Consider the following 4,445-nt stretch of genomic DNA (forward strand, 5'->3'; position numbering starts at 1 on the left):
ACTTTGGCCTTCGCGCGGTACGAAAAGCTGCAGACCACCCACATGCATCGGCTGATCGCGGGTTTCGCCGATCAGGAACATGGACTCAGTTGGCGGGATGAACTTCATCGGGCCCCTTTTGGTGCGAGCGACAATAGGACGAGCGTACGGCAGCCGTGGCGCACTATGCGTCGTGGATCGGATCGATGTCTTCGAGTTCGGCCAGTGAGACTTCGAGGTGGTCGAGAATGCGCTGCAGGCTCGGCAACTGTGTCCGCGCGCCGAGGATGCCGAAGTTCGCCTTGCCGCCGACGGTGGTCACGGTGATATTCATGGCCAGACCTTCCATGGCGATGGATACCGGATAGCAGCCGTCCATTTCGGCGCCGTTCCAGTACAGCTTGGACTCGGGGCCGGGAATGCTGGAGATGATCAAATTGAAGCCGCGCGGGGTGAAGTTCACGAAGCCCGGGACCGGGGCGAAGGCCAGCGACCAGATATTCGCGGCGCCCAACGCGAGGGACTGCAGGGGTTTGAGCTTTCGCACCACTGTTTTGGCACTGGTGGTGGAGCGGGTGATTTCCCGTAGGCGGCTGGCCGGATCGTCGACGTCGGTGGCCATCCGCACGACGACTGCGGTGACCGCGTTGCCGTCGCCCGAGGCCTCGTCGTGCAAAGACACCGGCAGGCAGGCGTTGAGCGAGTGTTCGGGCAGCGCTCCCTGGTCGTTGAGGTAGCGGCGCAGCGCACCCGAGCACATGGCGAGGATGACGTCGTTGAAGGTGACGTGGTGGCGACGTGCGACGTCGCGGAGTCGATCGGTGGGCCAATCCTGGGCAGCGAATCGCCGGGCCGAACCGATCGGCACGTTCAGCAGGGTGTCGGGCGCCTGCTGCAGCGGCGCGACGAAGTCTCGGTCCAGGAGGCCGGCAGCCGCGACTTTCGCTGCGGCGGGGGCCATGCCGATCACGTCGTCGGCAGCACGCAGTGCCGAACCGACGGCTCCGGTCACCTGGCCTAGCAGGCCGGTAGTCGGTGTGGACTTGCGCTTCTTCTTTCGACGCAAGATCGCGTTGTCCCAGGCGGCGGTGCCGGTGCGGTCATCGGGATCGGGGGACAAAGTGCGCTGGAGGAGGCGCAGGGCGGTGACGCCATCGGCGAGTGAGTGGTGGATTTTGGTGTACAGCGCGAGGCGGCCGTCGGCCAGGCCCTCGATGATGTGGACTTCCCACATCGGGCGTGAGCGGTCGAGCAGCGCGCCGTGGTTGAGTGAGACGTAGCGCAGCAGGCTTTTGATGTCACCGGGGCGGGGCAGGACGATGCGGCGCACGTGGTAGTCGAAATCGATATCGTGGGCGTGCTGCCAGGCGGTGTAGCCGGCGATGCTCGCCGGGCTGGCTGGCCGCCGGAGAAAGAGCGGCTGGATGTCGGTGGCCGAGGTGAACGTGGCGTGCACTTCCTCGGCGAGCTCGTCGGCTGTTTGTCCGGCGCGCGGAATGAACAATTGCAGCCCGCCGACGTGCATCGGCTGGTCACGCGTTTCGGCGACGAGGAACATCGACTGTGTCACCGGCATGTATTCGACCACTGTCGTTCCCCTCTCCGTGGGCCCAGCGACTGCTTCCTGAGCCTGTCGAAGGATCAGTGTGTCATGCAACACATTCACCGGTGGGGCCAGCCCGGCTGTTGGGGTCGGAAGCCCTTGGTGTCCACCATTGAGCGCCGATCGACCGGACGAATCGGGCAATGTGGCATGCGAGATTTCCCGATTCGCTGTGATCTACAACACACCCAGGGTACCCTCGCTGGTGTCGGGCACCCCGCACTCACCCGGACTAGGAGTTCGAGCACATGGCAACCTCTCTCACCCGCCGAAATCGTCGCCGCCGCAAGGCCGGAACGCTGGTAGCTGTCGGCGCCGCCACCGCCCTGCTCGCCGGCGGTCTGGCTCCCGCCGCCCCGGCCCAAGCTTTCAGCCTGGCGGACATTCCAGGTGGTTGCGTCGCCGGTGGACCGAATGTCTCGCTCCCGTTCGGGGCGGGAACAGCGACCTGCGAGGACGCGAGCCCGGCGATCCTCGCCCAGATTGGCGACGGCCTCCTCGGCATCTTCCTGCCCGATCTGCCGATCTCCCTTGGCGGACTGAACGGTGCGCTGGGGCTGGGTTTTCCGGGGATCGCGCCGGGCCACGCCACGATTGAAGGCACCGGGTTCAATACGGCGATCGCGGTAGGCGGCAACGCGACGGCGAAGTCCGATTACTACCTAGCCGGGGCGGTCGCACTGGCCTTGGGGGGTGAGGCGCACGCCGAGTCGCTGTTCGGGTTGAGCGTAGCGGCCAGCACCATCGGTAAAGCCAACGCAAACGCCTTGCCGCTGGGAATTGCCCTGGCAAACTCGTCGGGCCTCCTCAATCGGACGGCCTCGGCGACCGCGCTCGGTGGCGTTAGCGCGGCGCTCTCGACGATCGACTTCAGTGAACAGGCCGTATGCACCGCGGTGTATGCGCAAGCGAGTGTCAGCTCGTCGAATGGCAGCAACGTTGACTCGTGCACCAGCGTGCTTTTCGTCTTCCAGCAGAACCAAAATGGTTCCGGCCCGGTCTGGTACGCGATCAAGAACCCACTCGACATCCAACTCGTCTCCCCGCTGGGAGACGGATTGGCAGGCGCGCTGTCGGGAATGATTGGTCTGCTGATGCCCAATGCGCCGGACGATCTCGCCGACATTCTGGCCGGCCGGATCATCCCGAAGTTCGGCAGCGACATCGTTCGGGTGTCCTTCGACGGCGGAACGCCCAAGATCGAGACCGACCTGCTGGACTGGCTGGGTGGACTGGTCAATCCGAGTAACGCCAACCTGAACCTGCGGGCCGCCTCCGCGCCGGTTGGCGACGCACCGGAAATCCAGGCGATGGTGATCGACGAGCTGGGGAGCGCGCCCACCTTGCCTCAGAATCAACTGTCGAGCAGCACGACGCAGTCCGTCTTGGACAATCCGATCGTCATTCAGGAACCGGGCCCGATCGCGCAGACCGAGGTGAATCCAGCAGAACCGGAGATGTCCGGGGCAGCTGAGGTGACGGCGGCGACCGGGAACTCGTCGGCCACCGCCCTCGAATAGCGGCCGCGATACCGCGGTCGGGAGTCGACCGAGACCATCTGCTGGGTACTGCGGTTTCTGGGTACTGCGGTTTCTGGGTACTTCGGAACTGACTCGCGAGTACGGCAGCGGTCGTGGCGGAGACGGTTTAGCTTCAAAGAAATCAATTCGGCGGGCGGAGACATGATGACCAGCGGAGTGCGAATGGACGGGGCGCTGCGGCGACGTGGGGTCCTTGGGTTGGCAGGGGTCGGGATGTCGGCGGCGTTGTTGCTGGGGACCGCCGCTCCGGCGCTGGCCGCCACCGAAAGCCCGCAGCCGGGCGTGCAGGCGTCGAGCCGCCTGGTGGCGCAGTGCGACGCCGGATCGGGCACGTCAGAAGCCGGCGACAACGGTGGCGGCGCGGCGACCGGCCGCTACCACCTGAACTGCTTCGACTCGAGTCCATCGCTGTTGGCCGCCGGGCTCGATGGCTTGCTCGGCCTCTTCTCGACAGAACCGGTCAGCGTGTTCACCGGCTTGAATCAGGCGGTCGCCATCCGCGTCCCGTTCACCTCTACCTCCGCGACGATCGCTGGCAACGGCCTGGCTGGCGCGTACGCGGGCGCCGGTGCGAGCGCGGCCGCCCGCGCCGGGCAAGTTTTCTCTATCGCCATCGCAGGTGGTGCCTTCGGCGGTACGGCCAACTCCCACGCCAACCTGTTCGGACTGGCCGCCGCGATCGCGTCGGGCAGTTCGGCAGTTGCCAATGCCCGCGCCCTGCCCGGGGGGATTGCGATCGTGTACGCACCGGGCGCGGGCCAAACGGGGTCGGCGACCGCCTTCGGCGGGCTCGCCACCGCGACCGCCACCGGCGGCGACGACGCGTATGTCACCTGCTCGGCGGTCTACGCGACGTCGTCGATCACCACGGGCACCGGAGCGGCCAAACGGAACGTGCGCTCGTGCACCAGCGTGTTGTTCTTGCTGCAACGCAGCCAGGAAGGCGACGGCCCCGTCGTCTATGCCCTGATGAACCCGCTGTCCCTGCGGCTGGCGAGTCCGCTGGGCGATCCGTCTCGGCTCGACGGACTCATCGGAGTCATCGAACGCGTCGCGCCGATCCTCGGAATCTCGGTGCCGGACAACCTCGCCGACACCCTCGGCACGCGATTCATTCCGCATATGCGGTCCGACATTGTGCGGGTCAGCGTCGGCGCCGACGGATGGAAGATCGGCAGCGGCGTGGTGGATTGGGCGCGGGATCAGATTGGTGGCGCGCGCGAATCAACGTCGACACCCCAGGTCGTCGACTCGGAGCAGGTGGTACCGCAGGCCGAATCGCTGAACTCGATACAGCAACTCGATACTGGAGCAGCCTCGCC

3 protein-coding genes are annotated in these 4,445 nt (G+C 66.1%); 2 read left to right on the forward strand and 1 reads right to left on the reverse strand.

Translation table 11 applies throughout. The annotated features are described in order from the left end of the window. Nucleotides 1–163: 163 nt before the first annotated feature. The gene (locus WAW85_RS05615; RefSeq protein WP_422558661.1) at nt 164–1,555 is read right to left on the reverse strand and encodes a WS/DGAT/MGAT family O-acyltransferase; all 1,392 of its coding nucleotides are present in this window, start codon (nt 1,553–1,555) and stop codon (nt 164–166) included. A 275-nt stretch (nt 1,556–1,830) separates the two neighbouring features. Between WAW85_RS05615 and WAW85_RS05620 the strand changes: the two genes are divergently transcribed. Both WAW85_RS05620 and WAW85_RS05625 read left to right on the forward strand, forming a co-directional pair. After that, the gene (locus tag WAW85_RS05620; protein WP_422558659.1) at nt 1,831–3,102 is read left to right on the forward strand and encodes a hypothetical protein; all 1,272 of its coding nucleotides are present in this window, start codon (nt 1,831–1,833) and stop codon (nt 3,100–3,102) included. 165 nt (nt 3,103–3,267) lie between these two features. Continuing rightward, on the forward strand, nt 3,268–4,445 hold a 1,178-nt coding region (locus WAW85_RS05625), incomplete at its 3' end, for a hypothetical protein (RefSeq protein WP_422558660.1).

Source organism: Gordonia sp. (in: high G+C Gram-positive bacteria), assembly GCF_049299075.1.
Classification (GTDB): domain Bacteria; phylum Actinomycetota; class Actinomycetes; order Mycobacteriales; family Mycobacteriaceae; genus Gordonia.

Excerpts from the sequence above, each read along its gene's own strand:
- WAW85_RS05615 (WP_422558661.1), bottom strand. The coding sequence starts at position 1,555 with ATGCCGGTGACACAGTCGATGTTCCTCGTCGCCGAAACGCGTGACCAG.
- WAW85_RS05620 (WP_422558659.1), top strand. The coding sequence starts at position 1,831 with ATGGCAACCTCTCTCACCCGCCGAAATCGTCGCCGCCGCAAGGCCGGA.